Annotated in this window: 21 protein-coding genes and 2 tRNA genes; 6 read left to right on the top strand and 17 right to left on the bottom strand. The window is 63.9% G+C overall.

The features are described from left to right. Positions 1 to 25 precede the first annotated feature (25 nt). The 3 genes from GIY56_RS06550 to GIY56_RS06540 all read right to left on the bottom strand — a co-directional run bounded on the left by GIY56_RS06550 (position 26) and on the right by GIY56_RS06540 (position 1970). Positions 26 to 457 (bottom strand): CoA-binding protein, encoded by a 432-nt coding sequence (locus GIY56_RS06550; RefSeq protein WP_154764023.1) that lies wholly within the window; start codon positions 455 to 457, stop codon positions 26 to 28. Positions 458 to 669: 212 nt separating this feature from the next. After that, entirely contained in the window at positions 670 to 1074 is a 405-nt protein-coding gene (locus GIY56_RS06545; protein ID WP_154764022.1) for a YHS domain-containing (seleno)protein, read from the bottom strand. 92 nt (positions 1075 to 1166) lie between these two features. Further along, positions 1167 to 1970 (bottom strand): TrmH family RNA methyltransferase, encoded by an 804-nt coding sequence (locus GIY56_RS06540; protein ID WP_154764021.1) that lies wholly within the window; start codon positions 1968 to 1970, stop codon positions 1167 to 1169. Positions 1971 to 2095: 125 nt separating this feature from the next. Between GIY56_RS06540 and GIY56_RS06535 the strand changes: the two genes are divergently transcribed. Then, positions 2096 to 2179 (top strand) — tRNA-Tyr (locus GIY56_RS06535). A 261-nt stretch (positions 2180 to 2440) separates the two neighbouring features. On the opposite strand, the gene GIY56_RS06530 is transcribed toward GIY56_RS06535, so the two are convergent. From GIY56_RS06530 to GIY56_RS06465, 14 genes are all read right to left on the bottom strand, one after another. After that, positions 2441 to 3520 (bottom strand): phage portal protein, encoded by a 1080-nt coding sequence (locus GIY56_RS06530; RefSeq protein WP_154764020.1) that lies wholly within the window; start codon positions 3518 to 3520, stop codon positions 2441 to 2443. Beyond that, the gene (locus GIY56_RS06525; protein ID WP_154764019.1) at positions 3520 to 4011 is read right to left on the bottom strand and encodes a hypothetical protein; all 492 of its coding nucleotides are present in this window, start codon (positions 4009 to 4011) and stop codon (positions 3520 to 3522) included. Before GIY56_RS06525 ends, GIY56_RS06530 begins: the two co-directional genes overlap by 1 nt. Further along, a complete protein-coding gene (locus GIY56_RS06520; RefSeq protein ID WP_154764018.1) occupies positions 4011 to 4640 on the bottom strand; it encodes an HK97 family phage prohead protease in 630 nt (209 codons plus the stop codon). The genes GIY56_RS06525 and GIY56_RS06520 overlap by 1 nt, the downstream gene beginning before the upstream one ends. After that, positions 4640 to 5875: a phage major capsid protein gene (locus GIY56_RS06515; RefSeq protein WP_154764017.1), complete on the bottom strand. Its 1236-nt coding sequence runs from the start codon at positions 5873 to 5875 to the stop codon at positions 4640 to 4642. The genes GIY56_RS06520 and GIY56_RS06515 overlap by 1 nt, the downstream gene beginning before the upstream one ends. Further along, complete coding sequence (locus tag GIY56_RS06510; RefSeq protein WP_154764016.1) at positions 5868 to 6209, bottom strand: HNH endonuclease; 342 nt, start codon at positions 6207 to 6209, stop codon at positions 5868 to 5870. Before GIY56_RS06510 ends, GIY56_RS06515 begins: the two co-directional genes overlap by 8 nt. Further along, complete coding sequence (locus tag GIY56_RS06505) at positions 6200 to 7639, bottom strand: terminase TerL endonuclease subunit (protein WP_154764015.1); 1440 nt, start codon at positions 7637 to 7639, stop codon at positions 6200 to 6202. The genes GIY56_RS06510 and GIY56_RS06505 overlap by 10 nt, the downstream gene beginning before the upstream one ends. Before the next feature lie 644 nt (positions 7640 to 8283). Continuing rightward, on the bottom strand, positions 8284 to 10059 hold the full coding sequence (locus GIY56_RS06500) for an AAA family ATPase (protein ID WP_154764014.1): 1776 nt from the start codon (positions 10057 to 10059) through the stop codon (positions 8284 to 8286). A gap of 123 nt (positions 10060 to 10182) precedes the next feature. After that, positions 10183 to 10581, bottom strand: a complete 399-nt coding sequence (locus tag GIY56_RS06495; RefSeq protein ID WP_154764013.1) for a hypothetical protein — start codon at positions 10579 to 10581, stop codon at positions 10183 to 10185. Then, a complete protein-coding gene (locus tag GIY56_RS06490) occupies positions 10578 to 10769 on the bottom strand; it encodes a helix-turn-helix transcriptional regulator (protein WP_154764012.1) in 192 nt (63 codons plus the stop codon). The genes GIY56_RS06495 and GIY56_RS06490 overlap by 4 nt, the downstream gene beginning before the upstream one ends. Positions 10770 to 10857: 88 nt before the next feature. Next, positions 10858 to 11220, bottom strand: a complete 363-nt coding sequence (locus GIY56_RS06485) for a hypothetical protein (protein ID WP_154764011.1) — start codon at positions 11218 to 11220, stop codon at positions 10858 to 10860. After that, entirely contained in the window at positions 11220 to 12467 is a 1248-nt protein-coding gene (locus GIY56_RS06480) for a tyrosine-type recombinase/integrase (protein ID WP_154764010.1), read from the bottom strand. Before GIY56_RS06480 ends, GIY56_RS06485 begins: the two co-directional genes overlap by 1 nt. A gap of 190 nt (positions 12468 to 12657) precedes the next feature. Continuing rightward, entirely contained in the window at positions 12658 to 13182 is a 525-nt protein-coding gene (locus tag GIY56_RS06475) for a hypothetical protein (protein ID WP_154764009.1), read from the bottom strand. A 26-nt stretch (positions 13183 to 13208) separates the two neighbouring features. Further along, entirely contained in the window at positions 13209 to 14219 is a 1011-nt protein-coding gene (locus GIY56_RS06470) for a hypothetical protein (RefSeq protein ID WP_154764008.1), read from the bottom strand. An 81-nt stretch (positions 14220 to 14300) separates the two neighbouring features. Further along, positions 14301 to 14377: transfer RNA gene (locus tag GIY56_RS06465), tRNA-Arg, on the bottom strand. Positions 14378 to 14475: 98 nt separating this feature from the next. Here GIY56_RS06465 and GIY56_RS06460 point away from each other — a divergent pair. The 5 genes from GIY56_RS06460 (at position 14476) to GIY56_RS06445 (ending at position 19256) form a co-directional block, all read left to right on the top strand. Then, a complete protein-coding gene (locus GIY56_RS06460) occupies positions 14476 to 15495 on the top strand; it encodes a LacI family DNA-binding transcriptional regulator (RefSeq protein ID WP_154764007.1) in 1020 nt (339 codons plus the stop codon). Positions 15496 to 15561: 66 nt separating this feature from the next. Further along, positions 15562 to 16344 (top strand): S49 family peptidase, encoded by a 783-nt coding sequence (locus tag GIY56_RS06455; RefSeq protein ID WP_230312344.1) that lies wholly within the window; start codon positions 15562 to 15564, stop codon positions 16342 to 16344. Continuing rightward, complete coding sequence (locus GIY56_RS18360) at positions 16341 to 16478, top strand: hypothetical protein (protein ID WP_196053565.1); 138 nt, start codon at positions 16341 to 16343, stop codon at positions 16476 to 16478. Before GIY56_RS06455 ends, GIY56_RS18360 begins: the two co-directional genes overlap by 4 nt. Before the next feature lie 300 nt (positions 16479 to 16778). Further along, positions 16779 to 18641 (top strand): excinuclease ABC subunit UvrC, encoded by a 1863-nt coding sequence (uvrC, locus tag GIY56_RS06450; protein WP_154764403.1) that lies wholly within the window; start codon positions 16779 to 16781, stop codon positions 18639 to 18641. A gap of 240 nt (positions 18642 to 18881) precedes the next feature. Then, complete coding sequence (locus GIY56_RS06445) at positions 18882 to 19256, top strand: hypothetical protein (RefSeq protein ID WP_154764005.1); 375 nt, start codon at positions 18882 to 18884, stop codon at positions 19254 to 19256. Positions 19257 to 19270: the final 14 nt, after the last annotated feature.

The following is a 19270-nucleotide window of genomic DNA, read 5'->3' as shown; positions in this document are numbered from 1 at the left end:
CCGGGGCCTTTTGCCTGGATGCCGATCACAGGTGACGGGGAAACTCGATCTTGGGGCAGCGGTCCTGGATGACGGTGATGCCCCTGGCGCGCGCCCGCGCCGCGGCCCCATCGTTCCTGATCCCCAGCTGCAGCCAGATCGACTGCAGGTCGGGAAGATGCTGCAAGGCCTCGTCCACGATCGGACCCACGGCGTCCGGGCGACGGAAGATGTCCACCATCTGCACCCCGGCCGACTTGGGGATGTCGGACAGGCTGGCATAAACCGTCTCGCCCAGGATCCGGTTGCCGGCGTGACCGGGATTGACGGGAATGATGCGGTAGCCATTGGCCTGGAGATAGCGCGCCACCCCCCAGCTGGGGCGCGCCTCGTTCGGCGACAGTCCCACCACCGCGATCACCTTCATGGTGCGGGCAATGCGGGCAATATCCTCGTCGTCCTCGAAATCGACTTCCATGACGGGCCTCCCCTCCTCGTCCAAAAGTTGTGGAACCATTACATAGAAAAGGCGCCCGGTCCAGTTTGCTGGCCGGGCGCAAGTCGCGGAACGAGGGACAGTGATCTGAACATGACGGTTCCGAGGTCATGTTCCAAAGGGTAAATGTGCAACAGCCCCGAAAAGTTCCAGAGGGATCGCGACTTCGTGATTATGCCGGACAGGGTGCCCCGTCACTGGTCCCAGATGTGGCGGGCACGGGCCAGGATGTCCTGCGGCGTGCGCCGCAGTTCTTGGGCCGACCGATCCGAACCCACCAGGTAAAGCCGGTTCCCGATGATCACGAAGTGCCGCGGGTTGCCCCGCACGCGCCGCCCCTGGGCCAGGGCGACGGGGCACAGCCCGCCGAAGGCGGGGGCAAAGCTGCGCGGATCGGACTCGAAGCGGTTGCGGTTTTCCTCGGTGGCGAAGTGCCAGACCTTGCCCTTCCAGATCGTCGCGATGTCGCCCCGCCCCGGAACGGGCCTGCCGCTTTCCAGAAGGCCCACGGCATCGAATCCGTCGATGGCCCAGTCCTCGGCAAGGGCCGGCAGGGCAGGAACCGACAGCAGGAACAGCGAAAGAAGCAGGGGTTTCATGAAACGGGCGGTGGTGGCGGCAAGACGCCTCATTGACAGCGACAGGCCCGATTCTCAAGCACGAGACAGTCATTGTCGCGGTGATGTGACCCTTATGCCATGCTGGCCGCGTAAAGCGCCACCGCCGCGGCATTGGACACGTTCAGCGACCCGAAATCCGCTGCAAAGGGGATGCGCGCGACATGGTCGCAGGTCTTCAGCGTCAGTTCGCGCATTCCCGGCCCCTCGGCCCCCAGGACCAGGCAGACCGCCCGGCCGGGCAGGGTGGCCAGCAGGCCGGGCAGGGGGACCTCGCCGGTGCCGTCCAGGCCGACCAGGATGAAGCCCATGCCCTTGAGTTGCGACAGCGCCTCGGCCAGGTTCGGCACGCGCAGATAGGGCTGGCGTTCCAGCGCGCCCGAGGCGGTCTTGGCCAAGGCGCCCGTTTCCGGCGCGGAATGGCGGGCCGGCGCGATCACCGCGCGGGCGCCGAACACCTCGGCCGAACGCAGGATGGCGCCGATGTTGTGGGGATCCGTGACCCGGTCCAGCGCCACCAGCAGCGGCCGCCTTTCGCCCGGCGCCTCGCGCAGGACGACATCGCTCAGCCCGCCCCATTTAAGCGGCTTCACCTCCAGCGCGGCGCCCTGGTGGACGCTGTCGGGCGCCAGGGGGACGGCCTTGCTAAAGATCCGCGGGTCGGTAATTTCGGGTGCCATCCCGTGCAGGTCGCCCAGCCGGTCCACGGCGTTTTGCGTGACCACCAGCCGCAGCTTGTCGCGCCGGGGATTGGCCAGCGCGTCGCGCACGGCGTGCAGCCCGAACAGCCACACCGTTTCCGCAGCCGCCGCGCGGCGCGCCCGTTCCTTGTCGATCACCCAGTCGGGTTTCCTGGACTTTCCCGGTTGTTCTGCCATGCCTGTCATCCTTTCGGCCTTGCCCCTTCATGGCGCGCAAGGCGCATGGGGCGCAAGGCCCGGAAATCCGCTTGACGCCCCCTGCCGCGCCCGCTAATGACGCCCCCACGCCGAAAGCGTTCGGCGGGCGACGTGCTGCAAGGTGCGGCAGCGGACTGTAACTCCGCCGGGGAGACCCATGCCTGGTTCGATTCCAGGGTCGCCCACCATTTTCCCTACTAAAGCACTGTTTTTATTAAATAAAACTGAAATCAGTTTTTCGCACCCATACACACACCCATAAAAGTAAAACCGAGGGTGTGGGGAGGAACAACCACACCCTCGGTTCCAGCACCGCGCCCCTCAACGATGGAGTGGAAGGGGCCGCGCCTGTCGGTGTTGTTTGCCGTGTGGCGGGACACTTACCGACTTGTCCCAGCGCGTTGGAGGGGAAGAACCACCGACCCCACAGGTGCGCCAACCCTAGCTCATCAGGCCGCGTTGTCGTTCGGCCCCCAATTCACTTGTGTCAGTGCCGCGTTGACCTCGGCGTCGGAAAGCCCGGCTTCCTTGGCTCGTGCCATGGCATCGAGGATGGCCGACAGCGCACGGGACCGCCCGCCCACGTCGAAGGCTTGGACCGGGCGCAGGGTGTCGATCTGCACGGGCACCCCCAACTTCTCTGTGGCTTCCTCCGCCAGCAGCATGGCCAGCGGTTGCAACGTCCACTGGCACAGGTGGCGCTGGGCCTCACGCACCAGCGGCCCTTGTGCCGAATCAGCAAACAGGGCGGGCAGCACGCCATAGGCGCTTAGCACCCCCGCCCGCGCCGCTTGCAGCGACTCGCCGGGCCGCACGCCGCTGATGTCGGGCGTCATGCTGGCGGGCCTCCAGTCCTGGGCCGGGGCAGGGCCGCCCGCCGCCGAAACATGGACGGACTCGCGCATCAGCACGCGGCCACGACGCCCGCGGAAGTCACGCGACAGGCTGGCCAAGTCGTCCTCGTGCGTTTCGGGGAACGGCACGATCTGGCTACCGATGGGAGCCTCGCGGTAAACTTCAGACAGCGCAGTCTCCACCGCCTGCAACAGCCCTGCCGACAAGCTGGCCCTGTGCAAAGGGGAGGTGCCAGCCCAGGGGGCAGCGGGCGAACTGCCGACTGCGACGTGCAGCACCTCGGCGGCCAGCAGGGTTTCGGACCTCCCGCCGCCGACTTCTGAGATACTGACGCGGTAGGCGCGCGGCCTGCCGTCGCGGGTGGACAAGTCCCAGTCTGTGGCGGGCAGCAGCCGGTCATCGCGGATGACGAACACCGACTCGCCGCGCAAGGCGATAGAACGGGCGAACATGGCAAGGTTGCGGCGGGTCATTAGTCGGGTGCCGTCAATGTCCGCCAGTGCAAAAGCCCCTTCCCACAGGGAGACGCAGCTTTGCACGGTAGAGGTCAGTTCGCCGACCCCGGAGGTTCCCGACAGCCATTCATGGCGGGCCGCGATAAGGTCGGCGGTGTAGCCCATGGCGACGGCCCGCTTTTCGACCTCGGGTTCCTTGCGTTTGAATAGTCCGAACATCAGCGGGGCCTCCGGTAAGGGCGCAGGAGATCGGCCGCGCCAGACAGTTGCAGCGCCTGCGCCATGGCGCGGCGATCGCGGTTAAAGCTGACGGTGATATCACCTGTGGTTAGGGACCGATGGCCCTTCCGGGTTGCGCTTTCCGCCGTGTATTCCGTCAACAACGTGGCGGCTTGGATAACGTCTGCGGGCGGGTCATCGTAGGTGCCCACCGTTGCGGTGATGCGTGTCAACGACACGTCCCGCACCTCGTCGGCAACGAGCCGCTCCGTCCACACGCCGCCGTCCCATTCCTCAACCTTGGTGATAACGGCAGGGGTCAGCGGCGGGCGGAACAGGCCAGACCCCGATACCACCCATGTCACGGTTCGGGGTGTCCAGCGGTGGCTGCAATACGCCTCGATACGCTGCCATACCCATTCGGGAATGCCGATCACGTCCGGGTAGTCATTAGGGCGGGACTCGATGGTTTCCATGATTTCGGGACGCATCACGCCCTCCAACGGTTGAGGGTGCGGCCAAGGCCCGCAGTGGAAGTCTCCGGCAGAAGCACCCCGCCCCCTGTGGGTTGCCAGTTCCGCGCCTCGATCTGTGTTTCGGGATAGGCCGGGCGGGTCACGAGGCTGATTTCGTAAAGCAGCGCCGCATAGATCGTGCGGATCAGCGCAATACCCAGCGCGGGGTCTTCTTCCTCGACCTTTTCGGCGTTGGGCACAGCCCGCTCCGGCGGGATGCGGAAGCCAGGCGACAGGCCCACGATCAGCCCGGCAGACATGGCCGCCATGGCATCGCGCACCCAAGTCACTTCCTGCATCTCGGGCGAAATGGTCGCCTCAAAGGTCAAGGCCTCGTCGCTGTCGCGTATATCGAGCGTCCCTGCCGACTTACTGGCCAACGGCTGGCCAAAGTCGTGACCCACAAGCAGGTGGATTTCCTCTTTCGGATCCTTCACCCGGTATTCAAAGGCGCGGGACGCAAGCACTTCCTTGCGGGGGCGCCCGGTGCGGCCACCGTCCGAGAGGACGGCAGCCGTGTTGTATGGGAAGCGGCCATGAAGCGCCAACGCGCCCGACGCCCGCTTGCGGAGTTCAAGCCCGCCGCTATGACCGCCCCAAAGCATCAGGGTGCCCCGATGCCGGTGAGGATGCGGGTCTGCATCCCACGCGGGGCGGTAAAGTCTGCCGTCACAAGGCCGGTCAGCACCAACTGCCCCGACTGTGCCTTGGTGTAGGGGTCGCGGATCAGGTCCACGCCGCCGTAGATGCCAAGGTAGCCCGGCGCGATGCCCTGCACGGTTGCCGTCATGATGGCGGTTTCCAGCGGGATCGTGTTGCTGATAGCGGGGCTGCCGACTTGCTTGGTCAGCCGGTCCCATTCGCTCGTTGCAGTGCCACCGACTAGGGCGTCATCCAGTTCGGCCCAGATGGTCGGGGCAAAGCCCAGGTTGATCTGGCTGGCCGAGGTGATTGCGTTGGCCTGCATGAAGGCAACAATCTGCGCCCGGAAGGCCGCCCACGATGCGGTATCGCCCACAGAAGTGGAGGCGATGCCGTAGGCCGCAGCGCCGGGGATGATGCCCAGCGGCTGGCCTGCCGCCCCGCTGCCGTTGATGACCACACGGTCCAGTTCCGCGCCGATCACCGCGTTCATATCGCGCCGGATGGCCTGTTCCAGCCCGTCCCCCGCCTGCTTCAGCGCCTTGCGGCTGATGACCATCTGTGCGCCCCCCGTGTGGTCGGGGGTCAAGCTGCGCTCCGTGGTCTTGAACGGTGATGCTGCGCCCACGTTCGCCAGTTCGTTCGTCTGCCAGCCGAACACCGCGCCCGCCGTTGCCACAGGGAAGGCAAGTTCGCCCTGCGCGATGTTGATGCGCTGGATGCCCAGCCGCTCGGCCACACTGCCGGGGAAGATGCGGTCGATGATGGGGCGGATGACCTTGGGGTTGATCTGGTCAGCCGCGACGGTTTCCCCGGCGCGGGTTTCCAGCGCAGCCAGCGGCACCGGGATGCCCTGATAGCCGCCCTTGCTGCGCAGTTCCTCCACCACCTCGGCAGTCGCGCCCGACAGCGCCCGGCCCTCGTCCAGCGACAAGGCAACCTGGCGCAGTTCAAAGCGGCTGGTCAGTTCGGCAAACTCGCGGTCGGAGCGGGTTTCCAGATCGGCCCCGGCCTCGCGCCGTTCCTGATCCTCGGCGACCAGCGCCGCGCGATACCGGGTTTCGTTGGTGCGGTATTCCCCGTCCAGCGTTTCCATGGAGCGGGTTTCGTCTTCGGTAGGCTTGTCCTTGCCGACAAGCCCGGCAAGTTGCTGGCGAATTTCGCTTTGCCGCCGTGCGATCTTCACTGAATCAAGCATTTCGGTCTCCTGTATGCTTGCCTCGTTTCGCCGCTGGCATCATTGCTGCGACGGCCTCACCCCACGCCTCGCGCCTGGGGTTCCTTTCGCCCATGCCGACCTCGATCCGCGTCTTGCGCGAATGACAGGAGGGGCACAGGGTTTGCAGGTTGGTCAGGTCGTAGGACAGTTCCGGGTGCGTCCTGACGGGTTTGATATGATCCACCTCTAGCCGCCCGCGTGCGCTGCATTGCACGCACTTCCAGCCGTCCCGGCGCTTGGCTTGCAGCCGCACGCCCTTCCAGCGGGCCGACCGGATGACAGCGGCGGAATGGCGTTCCCACTTCATAGCCATCTTGCCGTCCTCGCGTTCTTGGTCGGGCGGCCCATGCGCCGCGCTCCCTCGGCAACGGCCAGCACGGTTGCGGAAACAGCGTCGATGCGTCCCGTGCTGCGGGCCTTGGCAAGTTTCAGGTTGTTGGCCGGGTCGCGCAGAACCACGGCATCGGCGAAGGCCGAGCGTAGGAGCAGCGAGGGGCGGGATTTGACCTTGCCGTCATAGGCAGCACGCTGGAAGCGTTCGCAGTCCTCACCCCCGTCGCGGAACCCTTGTCCACGCCACACCACAGGGGTGCGCACGCCAGCGCGGTCCATCGCCTCGGCCAGTTCGCTTTGCTTGTAGCGGTCAGCGGTGATGGCAGCGACGTTTTCGCCCTCCACCTGCTTCATCAGTTCGGACAGCCACAGGGCGACGGGCACAGTCTTGTCGCCCAGCGTATTCAACTCGCCCCGGTTCTCCATTTCGACGTAGCGCCCACTGACGCCATCCGCCGCCCCGCGCTCCGCAAGCGTCGGGCTGCTGGGGAAGGTGCCGAGGGTTTCAAGCCGCCCTGTGGCAGGCCAGTAAAAGGCCACCGCCGACATGGAGGCCGAGCCGCCGAGGTCGATGCCGATGATGCACTCACCCTCACGCGGCGGCAGATCGGTGGTTTCGCAATGCTGCCATTCGTCAACCGTCAGTAATACGTCGCGCGCCTCGCCGGAAACACGTTCATTCCGGTTGTAGAGGCGGAAGCTGGTCAGCGTGGACCCGCCCTGCGCCGCAGCGCGCCGGGCTTGCCCTTGCAGCCATTCGAGGCTGGAACCGATACCGGCCTCCGCGCCTGGGTTGGCGATGCGCAGGCTTTCCAGATCATCCACAGGAAGGCCGGGCGGTGGGCGGTGCTCTTGAATATAGACGCCGGGCTGGGGATTATCGAGCCATTGGCTGAACGGGTGCGTGTCGGTGCTGGCCGAGGTCGAAATAATCAGCGCCTTGCCGCCGCGCTTGCCCAAGCCCGACAGCAGCGCGTGTTCCAGATCGTCGCCCCGGTCCAACGGCCAGTGCCCGCGCTCGTCCATAAGCACCAGCGTCGGCGCAGAACCCAGCGCGGTCTTACCGTCTGCCGAAATCGCACGAAGCATGTGGGGGCCGGTTTCGTCCCGCACCTCCAATTCAAGCCGGGGCGAACGGCGGATAATGACCTTGGCCTGAATTGCCTCGGGCAATGTCTGCAAAAACCCCACAGCGAAGTTCCAAGCAATTTGTGCCTGATCGCGCGTCCGCGCTGCCAGCAGGATTTCGCGCCTGGGCTGGTCGTCCCACACACCGAGCAGGGCACCCAGCGCAAGGCCGCCTGACAGGGCCGTTTTCGCATTGCCTCGCCCGATGCTAAGAATGGCGACGTTATTGGCCGGGTCCAAAGCGCCTTCAACGAATTGACGCTGGAATGGCGCAAGGCGCATCGGGTCGCCAGCCTTAGGCCCCTCGGGAATACGCAAACTTTCAAGGAATACTATGGCGCGCTCGGCCGCCGTGCCGGTTGGTAGGGTAAAGGTGTTACCACAATGGGGCCGTAGGGGCGCTGGGGTGGGGCCTACACCCCCGGTAACCCCAATACCTACCCCAACCACACCCCCAACACCAACACCCCCCACAGGGGTAAAAAACGAGGGTGGTGGGGGTGGGGCAATAACCGCCCTTTTATTCGTCTTCACCGGCTCGCCCTCCATTGAGGGAACGCGCGAAAAGAAAACCCCCCACTACGTGGGCAACCCCCCAACCCCTCAGGGGTCATTGGGACCAAATATCGGTCGCAATGACGAACCGATTTTGAATTGTTGATTGAGATGTGATTAATTGTCATGGCATTACGCCCGTGCGGTGGTTCACATTATAAAATAACCACCATTATTTAATTCTCAAGGTGCTTTATGTTATCTCGTAAATAAAAACTGTTATTAAATATTTGATCTATGTAACGCTTACCGTTGTAACGGGGGCCGTTGCGTTACGCGTTACACCCCTATGGGGTATGTAACGCGTGTAACGCGTTACACATGGCAAATGTAACGCTATGTAACGCATGTAACGCTCTTCCCAAACCATACTAAACCGTGCCAACCTTTCTTGCTGCTTTCATGATAGTTAAACGGGAAGTAAGGGTAGGCATTATCTGATAGCTGTCTCCGCATTTGTTTATTGATCCACTATCCATAAGCGATTTGCAGACGCGATTGAATGCCTGCCTTTTAGCATTGGGCGTCTTATCACCCATCCCATCATAAAAGCGTTGTCGCCACACCTCTGTGGGAATGAGGGTGTTATCGCCGGGATGCTGCATTTCGACCAGGACAGCCATGAGTGTATCCAAGCCCATGCGCTGCTGTTCACTCACTCCTGCTACCGGGGCATCACCCTCGACCAGCACCGCACTCTTACCTGTGGGCTGCAACTGCATGTGCAGGGCATCGGGCGGTTGGTCGTCTTTCATCTTGGTGTTGGCGAGGACCAATCCCGCAGGTGACGCATCAAGGCGGTATTCTGTATCCACCGCACCCTTGAGCGCCATTGCACCCCGTGCCCGCTGCTTTTCGGCATGGCCTGAATGATGCACGATCAGCACCGTGCAATCCGGGTATGCCGCCTTCAACTGGTCCACGGCAGCTATAAATGCTGTCATGTCCTTGGTGCTGTTCTCGTCGCCCCCGCCGAAATTCCGCGCCAACGTGTCGAACACGATTAACGCTGGCGGCTGCGGCAGGGCGGCAATAGCGGCCTTTACCTCGGCAACTGCGCCAAGCATGTCGGCAGGGCCGTGTGACAGGTAAACTGGCGCGGTCAGTGTATCTTCCCCGTGGTGCTGCCCCCATGCCTCGCGGCGGCGGCCAAACCCCCGGTGCCCTTCGCCAGCCACATAAACCACGGTGCCTTGCTTGACTGCTCGCCCCATGAACTCCGTGCCGGTTGCCACGCAATAGGCCCAATCGATGGCGAGGAACGACTTGCCGACGCCGGGGTCGCCGAACAGCAACCCCAAGGCTCCCACCTCGATGAACCCGTCAATCAACCACACAGGGTCGGTTGCCTCCCACTCCCCCGCTAAGCGTAGTTGGAAGGCTGGACGCCCCACCTGTGGGGCTGGGCTGTCCAGCTTGCCCCATGCTCGCTCCAATTCGCGCCGCAGGTAGTCGCGCCCGCTTCCGAGGTATTTGTCGGCACCATAGGTAAAAGGGTCTGTGCGCAAGGCTGACTCGGCTGCGTCGATGCTAAGCCCGGCATCCTTCAACTTGCCGACTGCGCCGTAGAAGTGTTCTGAGCGGTCAGGGATGGGCTTACCGCCCGCCGTCAAGGTAGCACGGTCAAACGGCTCGGCTGAGACGCGCTGGGCGCTAGCTACCCACACCGGGGCGGTGGCTAGATAGCGTCCTTCCACGGTAGTGTATGGCTTCCCATTCACCACCGAAGGGGCCAGCAGGATGTATCCGTCCCACTTCACGTCAACGCCCTGGCACAGCTTGCCAGCATAGGTCGCATTAGGATCGGCGCGGAAGATGTAATGCCGCCCACCCTGGGGCGAATCCTGGACCCATGTCTGCGGGATTTCTTTACCCTCAATGAACGGCTCCCATTGGCAGTCCGGCTTGTAAAGGTCAGGATCGACAGCGACCAACCCGGACGGCTTCAAGTAAAGCCCGATATTGGCGTATGGCGCATGAGTCCACCACTGCCGGATTTTCTCCAAGTCGGTAGTTGCATCCAATTGCCCGTTTGGTGTCATAGGACGTTTTTCATTCGGAACGCATGGAAAAACGTGTAAGCCGAGCTTTGCGTAACTAATCGCAGCCTGCCCGTTTGTCGAAAGACCTATGGTCATATCGTTCATTTGGTGGCTCTATTTGTAAGTGGCCGTATTTGCCCGCTAGGGTAGGCTAACGGCTGGCGGGTGTAGGAGTGGCGGTATGGTGGCTGGCGGGCCGCTTGGGCGGCCCCGCACGTGTGGGGCGGGCTATTGGAGGCTGCGCAGATAAACCATCCTCACCGATTTTCGCACGATCAGGTCAGCCAGTGTATAGGGAGATGGCAGTAAACCGCGCTGGATGCACAGTTCATCTTGGCGTTCCCACATAACGGCGAGAACCAAATCATCGTCCATGTCGAAGCCACTGTCCCACATCCCAGCGGGGTCCGTCAGATACCGAGTCAAGAAACACCGAGGCCCGATCTGCAATACCAATGCCCAAATTTCTCCGACGCGCTCCTGGCGATCAAACAGGGCGTCTTCTTCCATGAACGACTGCCGGAGGTATAGGATACGATCAGGGTTATCCGCGAAGAAGTCGCGGGTATCCTGATGAACTGCTTCGAGGTTCTGGAACGCCCATTGATTTTTATCAGAATCGCTCATGCTGCCGACTCCCGCGAGGCTTCCCAGGCCTCAACGTCATCCAACTTCCAGCGCACGACCTGCGGACCCAGCTTTACCGGCTTGGGGAAGCCCTTGATGCAATAAGGGCCGTCACCCGACCAGACCCAGATAGTCTGAATCGACACCCCGAATCTGATCGCAAGATCCTTAACGGATAGATATTTCATTGTTGGCTCCTACGGTTTTATTTACCTAGGGCCATTGTTACGGGTTTATTTGGGTTAATTAACCTTTACTACTTGCAAGTTGCTAAGGTTACTGATTTTCTTGTATAGTTTGTTGATGTGCTGTGCGCGCCTGCTTGTATGACCGCACCCAGCCTTCTAAAGTTTTCTCGTTCAAGGCCGGGTTTTCAGCCAGCACGATTGCTATCGCTTTATATTCCGTCATACTTGGCTCGGAAGCCAGCAGCATCACACGCGCTGCATACGGCCAACCATCGCGCGCTTGCGTCTTGCGTGATACTTTCTGTGGATTGATTAGCTGTTCCGCTATCAGGTCGCGCACCTTTGGGTCCATGATGCTTGGATCGCCCGCGCGGATGGCCTTCGCTAGCTTGCGAAAGTCACCATACAGCAGCGCGTCGTTGTAAGGTTCCCAAAATAGAAATTCTGCCATCACACCGCCCCTAAGAATTTGGCCCATTCGGCCATCATCGCTCTGCGGCGCTCAACCATGTCGCTGCGCCGGTAAGCCCGTTCAACGTCGCTGCCCGTATTGTGGGCCAAGGCGATCTCGGCCATGTCGCGTGGCTGGCCCGTCTCGGCAGCCCAATCGCGAAACGTGCTGCGCAGGCCATGCGGCACGGCTGGGCGACCATTACGGGAGTCCAGCCACCCCTTGCGTTCGGCCTCAACCTCGGCCTCGTGCATCCGCTTCATGGTGGCCGATAGCGTCATGTCGGAAAGCTGACCGCCCCGTGCCGCAGGGAACACAAGCGGGTTGCCCTCGAATCGGGGTAGCGCCTCAAGCAGCTTGACGGCGGCGGCGGGCAGCGGCACGCGATGCTCCCGCTCCATTTTCATCCGTGCAGCCGGGATGACCCACAAGCCCGCTTTAAGGTCGATCTCGTCCCAGGTAGCACCTCGGACCTCACCAGACCGTGCCGCCGTAAGCGCGAGGAACTCCAAGGCTCGGCTACCCATGCCCTCCCGCTTGCGAAGGTCCGCGAACCAAGCCGGTGCGTCAGCTAGTGCCAGGGCGGGCTGATTGCTGCCCTTGGCTACCTTGGACGGGACAGGTAGCAGCTCTTTCAGGTTGCCACCCCAGCGGGCCGGGTTGTCGCCCGTGCGGTGCCCCGCCACGGTGGCCCACGACAGCACAGCTTCCATCCGGGCGCGAACGCGCGTTGCCGTGTCCGTCTTGCTCGTCCAGATGGGTTCAAGGACACGAAGCACGTCCTGCACGGCAATGTCTTGCACCAGCATGTCGCCAACGTGTGGCCGGGCATAGCGTTCAAGCGAGGACACCCAGCGGTCCCTATCGCCGACATTCGTCAGCTTGGCTTCCGCGTATTTCCCGATAGCATCCCCAAAGGTCAGCCCCCGTCTGTGGGCCGCTATTAGGGCAGCCCGCGCCGCCTTGCGTTCCTCCACAGGGTCCACACCCTGCCGTATCTTGTCTTTGGCCTCACGCGCGCGTTCACGCGCCATAGCCAAGCTCACCTCGGGATAACCGCCCAGCCCTATGTCGCGGGACTTGAGTCCTACCTTGGTTCGCAGCACCCATGTCCTACCACCTGTAGGCAGCAGTTGCATATAGAGGCCCGACACGCCGCCGACAGCGGTCATGTCGCTGCCACGGCCCCCGCTATGCTTGAGCCGCTTGACCTCTATGGCAGACAGTTCTTTGGCAAGCCTCGGCATGTTTTAACACCCATTATAAAACCCATCATTACCATTTAGTTTGGCTTGGTTTGGCTTACAAGGGTTTGGTAAGGAAAAAACTCATTTTCCCTATTTATTCAAGAACTTATTGTGCCGGTTTACACAGGTTTAGGACGCAGGATGGCGGTAGGGTCGCCCACCATTTTCCTCCGACACATGCCCGCTTTCGTCAGGACCGGATGCTGTCCAGCGGAACGGTCTTCCCGAAGCCGTCCTTCTTCGCGAACATCTGCCGGATCTCCGCATCCGACGGCGATCTCTCGGCCAGGGCCTTGCGCGCCTCGTGGATCGCGATGTCCTTCTTGATCGCCAGGACGCGGGCCAGGATGCGCGGGATGGCCGCGGCCTTCAGGGTGGCGGCGACGGTCAGCAGGAAGGCCAGCGATTGCAGAGCGCGCCGCAGCGCATCGGGAATGGCGAAGGGCGCATGGGGGATCCGCCAGCCGATGTCCGGCACGATGGCGATCACCATCAGCAGCGCCACGACCCCCGCCACAAGCCCCAGGATGGAAAACAGGGTGCGCATGGCCTGCGCCAGTTCCCGGGCCAGCGCGTCGATCTTCATCACCGAACGCCCCGACGAGGACAGGCTGCCGATGACCAGCGACACGGTGGGCAGGATGCTGGCCGAGACCAGACCCAGGAAGGTCACGAGCAGACGCGACGGATCGCCGATCAGCAAGACTGGCGGCAACAGCGCACCGGCCGCGGAACCCGCGGTCAGGGCGGCAAGTCTGAACCATCGAAGCGACAATCTATCTTCCCGGCGGCGGCCCATTCCCTCAGGGCCTCGATGATCTTCACCATAGCATCGGCCGGATCAAGAAGGGAGCCTTCGGTTGCGATCTCCTTCACCACCGACAGCTTGACCATGCCCCCCTGTTCCCGGCCGTCGCCGTGCAGGCCTAGATCGGCGGGATCGACATTCCTCAGGGCTTCGTCGATGGCGGCCCTGGGGATGCGCAGCTTGTGCCGGCGGTCCTTGATGAAGACCTTCAGCAGCCCTTCCACCCGGCCGCCTTCCGGCACCTCGGCTTCCAGGCGCGCCAGGGCCTCGTCCCGCCAGCCCATCAGGCGCAGCACGTCCAGGACCGTGGCCCCTTCGTCTCGGACCTCGGCCGCCTGCCGGTCGAACAACCGGTCGCCCGCCATGGCCTTGGCGCGATGGCTGGGCCGCGCGGTCAGCGTCAGGTCGCTGAACTCGGACAGGCCCTTTTCGCCACTGGCCAGGAACTTGCCCGCCAGGACGATGCGGTCGTCCGGGTCCAGCTCGCCCGCCTGCCTCAGCAGCGCGGCGATATAGCGTTCCAGCACGACCCCCCGGACCGCCGTGCTTTCGATCAGGCCCACATGGTTGCGGTTGACGGCGAAATACAGCACGCCCTTCACGATCCGCGCGCCCCGGCCCATGTCGATGTTCTGGACCAGGAATTCGTCCGTGTCGTCGTCCAGCGATTGCAGCACGGCCTGGATGTCCGCCCCGGCCTTGACGTGGATGATCTGCCCGCAGAAGACCGGCCCGTCCCAGGTTTCCGGCGACGAGACCTTGTTCAGCACGACATGGCTCCCGTCCCCGTCCAGGTCGATCGCGCGCAGGCGGGCATTCTCTCCGATCCGGTGGGCATCGGTCCGGCGGCGCAGCACATCGACCAGCACCGCCTTGAGGTCCATCCCCCGCAGGGCGCCATTCGCCTTGAACTCGCGGTATTGAATGGTGGCCTTCTTCGGCAAGGAACTGCTCCTGGTTGATTCCGGACCAGTATTGCACGTTCCGATCCAGAACAAAACAAGAACATTGGGGGTATGGAGACTTGGTGACCCCGACAGGACTTGAACCTGTAACCTGCCCCTTAGGAGGGGGCTGCTCTATCCAGTTGAGCCACGGGGCCGCCACAGCCCTTTTGACCGCTATGACGCGGTTTGGCAAGGTTGTCGCGGGGGGTGGCGTCCGCTAACATCGGGCAAAGACCTGACCGATCGGTGCCCGATGAACGTCCCAAGACCCCGCCGCCCGTTGACCCTGCGGGATGTGTCCGAAGCCTCGGGCGTGTCGGAAATGACCGTCAGCCGGGTCTTGCGCAACCGGGGCGACGTGTCGGCGGCAACGCGCGAAAAGGTGCTGACGGCGGCGAAGATGCTGGGATACGTGCCCAACAAGATCGCGGGCGGGCTGGCCAGCCAGCGGGTGAACCTGGTCGCGGTGGTGATCCCGTCCTTGTCGAACCTGGTCTTTCCAGACGTGCTGGGCGGCATTTCGGCGGAACTGGACGATACCGGCCTGCAACCCGTGATCGGCGTCACCAACTATTCCCCCGCGCGCGAGGAGATGGTGCTTTATGACATGCTGTCCTGGCGGCCGTCGGGCGTGATCCTGGCCGGGCTGGAGCACAGCAAGGCATCGCGCGCCATGCTGTCCAATTCCGGCATCCCGGTGGTCGAGATCATGGACGTGGACGGCGAAGGCATCGACACGGTGGTGGGCATTTCCCACCGACGCGCCGGGCGCGAGATGGCCGCGCGCATCCTTGCCGCCGGATACCGCCGGATCGGCTTCGTCGGCACCCACATGCCCGAGGATCACCGCGCCCGCAAGCGCCTGGCGGGGTTCGAGGAAGGCCTGACCGAGGCGGGCGTGACGCTGGAGGCGCGCGAATACTACCAGGGCGGATCCTCGCTGCTGAAGGGGCGCGAGTTGACGGAACGGATCCTGACCCGCGCGCCGGATCTGGATTTCCTCTATTTCTCGAACGACATGATCGGGGCGGGGGGGCTGCTGCACTGCATCGACAAGGGCTATGACATTCCAAACCGGATCGGGCTTGCGGGCTTCAACGGGGTCGATCTGCTGGAAGGGCTGCCGGTGCGGCTGGCCACGACTGACGCGCGCCGCGTCGACATCGGCAGGCGCGCGGCGCGGCTGGTCGCGGGCAAGGACATCATCCCCGAGGATCGCATCGTCGCCCTGACGCCCACCTTCCTGCCGGGCGACACGATCCGCCATGGGTGACGCTTGCGGCAGGGGCGGGGCGTGATTAAGTCTGCGCTCATGCATATCCCTTATCTCGACCGTTTCATGAACAAGGGTCCCCGCGTGTCGGTGGTCCGCCTGCACGGCGCCATCGGCATGGCCGGGCGCGGCGGCGCGCTGTCCGACGCCGCCCTGGCCCCGGTGATCGAGCGCGCCTTCCGCAAGGGCAAGCCCGTCGCCGTGGCCCTGTCCATCAACTCGCCCGGCGGATCGCCGGTGCAGTCCTCGCTGATCGCCGCGCGCATCCGGCGCCTGGCGGACGAGACGAAAATCCCCGTCCATGCCTTTGTCGAGGATGTCGCGGCCTCGGGCGGATACTGGCTGGCCTGCGCGGGCGACCAGATCTGGGCCGACGACAGTTCGATCCTGGGGTCGATCGGGGTGATCTCGGCGGGCTTCGGGTTCCAGGATCTGATCGCCCGCTGGGGAATCGAGCGGCGCGTGCATACCGCGGGCCGGTCGAAATCCACGCTGGACCCCTTCCGCCCCGAACGCCCCGAGGATGTGGAGCGCCTGCACAACGTGCTGGAGCCGATCCACCAGGCCTTCAAGGACCACGTCGCCGCCCGCCGTGGCGACCGGCTGGCAACCGACCGCGACCTGTTCACCGGCGAGTTCTGGGCCGGGCGCAAGTCGGTCGAACTGGGGCTGGCGGACGGCATTGGCCATCTGGTGCCCCGGATGAAGGCGCTTTACGGCGACAAGACGCGCTTTGTCGTCCACGCCCCCCGCCAGTCGCTGTTCCGCAGGCTGGGCCTGTCGGCGGGCACCGTGCTGGACGCGGTTGAGGAACGCGCGGCCTTCGCGCGCGTCAAGGCCGGGGGATGAGCGTCCGGATCGTCATCCTGTTCCTGCTGGTGATGGTGGCGATGGCGCTGCTGCGCGGCCCGGCCTTCCGGCGCGGGTTGGGCCGGATCCTGGGGATTCGCCGGTCCGACCGCCCGACCCGGCGGCGCGACTGACAGGGGGTGTGACCCTGCGGCAGTTGTCCCCGGCTTAGGTAAGATCCGTCAAGCAAAGGCCTGAAACTGCGCAAGTTTCATTAACCGGCGGCGGGCATCAAAAGTTTTCCAGTCAATTCAACGGCCTAAAGTTCTGCTTAAAAATCCGGCAAAGTCACGGCACTGTAACGATTGCTGGACAGGAACCCTCAGGCTCACAGGACACCCACAGATTTATCCACAGCACCGGTGGACAGCTTCTGCCTTGCAATCACCCCCGGGAACTTGCAGCCCGCCACGGGAATCACCTATCTGAAGAACATGACGGAAACCACGCCCCCCAAGACCGGCCATGCGCTGATCCAGGACTATCTGCGCCAGCTGGACCGCAGCCCCGGCGTCTATCGGATGCTGGATGCGCAAGGGGGTGTGCTGTATGTCGGCAAGGCCCGCGACCTCAAGGCGCGGGTGTCGAACTATGCCCGGCCCTCGGGCCATTCGGCGCGGATCGCGCGGATGATCCGCGAAACCGCCAGCATGATGTTCCTGACCACGCGCACGGAAACCGAGGCGCTGCTGCTGGAACAGAACCTCATCAAGCAGCTGAAGCCGCGTTACAACGTGCTGCTGCGCGACGACAAGTCGTTCCCGAACATCCTGGTCGCGAAATCCCATGCCTATCCCCAGATCAAGAAGCATCGCGGGGCGAAATCGGAAAAGGGCGACTATTACGGCCCCTTCGCCAGCGCGGGGGCGGTGAACCGCACGCTGACGCAGTTGCAGCGGGTGTTTTTGCTGCGCAACTGCACGGACGCCACCTTTGAATCCCGCACGCGGCCCTGCCTGCTGTTCCAGATCAAGCGGTGCAGCGCACCCTGCGTGGGCCGGATCAGCGCGGATGATTACGGCGCGCTGGTGTCGGACGCCGAACGCTTCCTGCAAGGCAAGACCACGGTGATCCAGGCGAACCTGGCCCGCGACATGGCGGCGGCGGCCGAAAACATGGAATACGAACGCGCCGCCGCCCTGCGCGACCGCATCAAGGCGCTGACCGCCGTGCAGTCGGTCCAGGCCATCAACCCCAAGCGCGTGGCCGAGGCCGACATCGTCGCCCTGCACATGGACAGTGGCCAGGCCTGCGTGCAGGTCTTCTTCATCCGCGGCAACCAGAGCTGGGGCAACCGCGACTTCTATCCCCGGTTGGGCGGGGTGGAATCGCCCGCCGAGGTGATGCAGGCGTTCCTGCTGCAATTCTACGACGACAAGCCGCCGCCCCGGATGATCCTGCTGTCGCACACGCCCGATGAACCCGACCTGACCCAGCAGGTGCTGTCCGAACGTGCCGCCCGCCGCATCGTCATCGGCGTTCCGCAGCGGGGCGAGAAGTTCGATCTGGTGGAAAACGCCCTGCGCAACGCCCGCGAAAGCCTCGCGCGCCGCATGTCCGAAAGCGCCACGCAACTGCGCCTGCTGGAAGGCGTGGGCGAGGCCTTCGACCTGCCCGCTGCCCCCCGCCGGATCGAGGTTTACGACAACAGCCACATCATGGGCACCAATGCCGTGGGCGGCATGATCGTGGCCGGCCCCGAGGGCTTCATCAAGAGCCAATACCGCAAGTTCAACATCAAGGGGACCGAGATCACGCCCGGCGACGACTTCGGCATGATGAAGGAAATGCTGGGCCGCCGCTTCGTGCGCCTGCTGAAGGAGGATCCCGACCGCCAGACCGAATCCTGGCCCGACCTGCTGCTGATCGACGGCGGCGCGGGGCAGGTGTCGGCGGTCGAAGGCATCCTGGCCGAACTGGGGGTCGAGGACATCCCGGTCGTCGGCGTCGCCAAGGGCATCGACCGCGACCAGGGAAAAGAGGAATTCCACCGCCCCGGCCGCGCGCCTTTCGCCCTGCGCATGAACGACCCGGTCCTGTATTTCATCCAGCGCCTGCGGGACGAGGCGCATCGCTGGGCCATCGGCACCCACCGCGCCAAGCGCGCCAAGGCGGTCATGGCCAACCCCCTGGACGAGATCGCGGGCATCGGCGCGTCCCGCAAGCGCGCGCTGCTTCAGCATTTCGGCAGCGCCAAGGCGGTCAGCCGCGCGGGCCTGGCCGATCTGCAGGCGGTCGAGGGGATCTCGGCCGCGATGGCGCAGAAGGTCCATGACCACTTCAACGCCCGAGGCTGATGCTGCGGTGCGGAAAATCGCGTAGAATTATTTCCTGAAGTTTCAGGCGGTGGTGGAACGAAGAAAGCCGGATGGGAAACAGGCGCCGGGTTTGTCCTTGCGAATCCGCGTCTTGCTTGCCGGGCAGGGCATTCGCACGCCGCAGCATCGCAAGGGCGGGATGCCGCACGGTATCAAATTACCGCCACCCTGACCCGAGGTCACGCTAAGGTTGTGACTTGCTCACCCAAGGAGGCCCTCATGCCCCGCGTGCTAGAACACGGCACCGCTGACTCACGGACCCCTGCCTTCGTTCCGACCCCCATCGACGATGATGCCTGGGACGAGTTCAAGCCCCATCTGACCCGGCTGGAGGCGGTGGTCACGGACAACTACGTTTCGGGCAGCGACCCGGTCATCTGCGTCCGCGACGAGGACGGCCGCAACTGGACGGTCGAACTGGCCAGCCGCGCCCGCAACACCGAAATCGGCCTGAAGGAAAGCGCCGCGATGCCCGGCGACCCGGTCCGCGTCATCGGCCGCCGCACCCGCCATTTCGGCGAACAGCGGATCAAGGCCGTGCACCTGACCATCGCCGGGCGCCCGTTCGAGCTTTACCCCGGCGCCCTCGGCTGACCGGCAGGGCGGCG

It is taken from the genome of Paracoccus lichenicola (assembly GCF_009708075.1).
GTDB classification, from domain to species: Bacteria; Pseudomonadota; Alphaproteobacteria; order Rhodobacterales; family Rhodobacteraceae; genus Paracoccus; species Paracoccus lichenicola.
Note: the sequence above shows the minus strand (reverse complement) of the source record. Positions and strands in the feature narration are given on the sequence as shown.

Excerpts from the sequence above, each read along its gene's own strand:
- GIY56_RS06550 (WP_154764023.1), bottom strand. The coding sequence starts at position 457 with ATGGAAGTCGATTTCGAGGACGACGAGGATATTGCCCGCATTGCCCGC.
- GIY56_RS06545 (WP_154764022.1), bottom strand. The coding sequence starts at position 1,074 with ATGAAACCCCTGCTTCTTTCGCTGTTCCTGCTGTCGGTTCCTGCCCTG.
- GIY56_RS06540 (WP_154764021.1), bottom strand. The coding sequence starts at position 1,970 with ATGGCAGAACAACCGGGAAAGTCCAGGAAACCCGACTGGGTGATCGAC.
- GIY56_RS06530 (WP_154764020.1), bottom strand. The coding sequence starts at position 3,520 with ATGTTCGGACTATTCAAACGCAAGGAACCCGAGGTCGAAAAGCGGGCC.
- GIY56_RS06525 (WP_154764019.1), bottom strand. The coding sequence starts at position 4,011 with ATGCGTCCCGAAATCATGGAAACCATCGAGTCCCGCCCTAATGACTAC.
- GIY56_RS06520 (WP_154764018.1), bottom strand. The coding sequence starts at position 4,640 with ATGCTTTGGGGCGGTCATAGCGGCGGGCTTGAACTCCGCAAGCGGGCG.
- GIY56_RS06515 (WP_154764017.1), bottom strand. The coding sequence starts at position 5,875 with ATGCTTGATTCAGTGAAGATCGCACGGCGGCAAAGCGAAATTCGCCAG.
- GIY56_RS06510 (WP_154764016.1), bottom strand. The coding sequence starts at position 6,209 with ATGGCTATGAAGTGGGAACGCCATTCCGCCGCTGTCATCCGGTCGGCC.
- GIY56_RS06505 (WP_154764015.1), bottom strand. The coding sequence starts at position 7,639 with ATGCGCCTTGCGCCATTCCAGCGTCAATTCGTTGAAGGCGCTTTGGAC.
- GIY56_RS06500 (WP_154764014.1), bottom strand. The coding sequence starts at position 10,059 with ATGAACGATATGACCATAGGTCTTTCGACAAACGGGCAGGCTGCGATT.
- GIY56_RS06495 (WP_154764013.1), bottom strand. The coding sequence starts at position 10,581 with ATGAGCGATTCTGATAAAAATCAATGGGCGTTCCAGAACCTCGAAGCA.
- GIY56_RS06490 (WP_154764012.1), bottom strand. The coding sequence starts at position 10,769 with ATGAAATATCTATCCGTTAAGGATCTTGCGATCAGATTCGGGGTGTCG.
- GIY56_RS06485 (WP_154764011.1), bottom strand. The coding sequence starts at position 11,220 with ATGGCAGAATTTCTATTTTGGGAACCTTACAACGACGCGCTGCTGTAT.
- GIY56_RS06480 (WP_154764010.1), bottom strand. The coding sequence starts at position 12,467 with ATGCCGAGGCTTGCCAAAGAACTGTCTGCCATAGAGGTCAAGCGGCTC.
- GIY56_RS06460 (WP_154764007.1), top strand. The coding sequence starts at position 14,476 with ATGAACGTCCCAAGACCCCGCCGCCCGTTGACCCTGCGGGATGTGTCC.
- GIY56_RS06455 (WP_230312344.1), top strand. The coding sequence starts at position 15,562 with ATGAACAAGGGTCCCCGCGTGTCGGTGGTCCGCCTGCACGGCGCCATC.
- GIY56_RS18360 (WP_196053565.1), top strand. The coding sequence starts at position 16,341 with ATGAGCGTCCGGATCGTCATCCTGTTCCTGCTGGTGATGGTGGCGATG.
- uvrC (WP_154764403.1), top strand. The coding sequence starts at position 16,779 with ATGACGGAAACCACGCCCCCCAAGACCGGCCATGCGCTGATCCAGGAC.
- GIY56_RS06445 (WP_154764005.1), top strand. The coding sequence starts at position 18,882 with ATGCCCCGCGTGCTAGAACACGGCACCGCTGACTCACGGACCCCTGCC.